Raw genomic sequence first — 511 nt, 5'->3', positions numbered from 1 at the left:
ACGCCGCTAAGGACATAGCTCGAGCGCTCCCGGAGGGATTCGAACCCTCGCTCCCGCCTCCGGAGGGCGGTGCTCTATCCCCTGAGCTACGGGAGCCGACAGGCCCGAAGGCCCCGACCACCTGTGGAGTTTAGCGCACCGGTGGGCTGCTCGCCATTCAAGATCGCGAGCATGGACACTCTGCGATCGTGTCGGTGGCCTCTGGCAAGGTGTAACCATGACGCACATGCACGTTGCCGGCTCGGTCCACGCCGACGTCGCAGCTGCCGGTCCGCAGTGGCTGACCTTGCCTGATGACGTTAACGCATTGGACCCTGCGCTCTGGTCAGCATCGACTGATCGTGATGACGATGGAATCGTTGAGGTGGCCGGGGTGACCGTCACCGAGCTGTTGTCGCAATACGGATCGCCTCTTTACGTGCTTGACGAGTCCGACCTCCGGCAGCGGGCACGGGCCTTCCGTGACGCTTTTTCCGAGTGGGACGTCTACTACGCCGGGAAAGCTTTTTGA

The 511-nt window shown here is 62.8% G+C and carries 1 protein-coding gene and 1 tRNA gene; one reads left to right on the top strand and one right to left on the bottom strand.

Annotated features, from left to right (window positions below):
* Positions 1-24: 24 nt before the first annotated feature.
* Positions 25-96, bottom strand: a tRNA-Arg gene (locus tag RAD16_RS40655).
* 121 nt (positions 97-217) lie between these two features.
* Between RAD16_RS40655 and RAD16_RS40650 the strand changes: the two genes are divergently transcribed.
* Positions 218-511, top strand: a complete 294-nt coding sequence (locus RAD16_RS40650) for a hypothetical protein (RefSeq protein WP_458163652.1) — start codon at positions 218-220, stop codon at positions 509-511.

Source organism: Bradyrhizobium sp. 18BD, from assembly GCF_054185225.1.
The sequence above is the reverse complement of the archived record's forward strand: the minus strand, read 5'-3'. Positions and strand labels throughout refer to the sequence as shown.

Coding starts and splice junctions, on each gene's coding strand:
- RAD16_RS40650 (WP_458163652.1), top strand. CDS start 218: ATGACGCACATGCACGTTGCCGGCTCGGTCCACGCCGACGTCGCAGCT.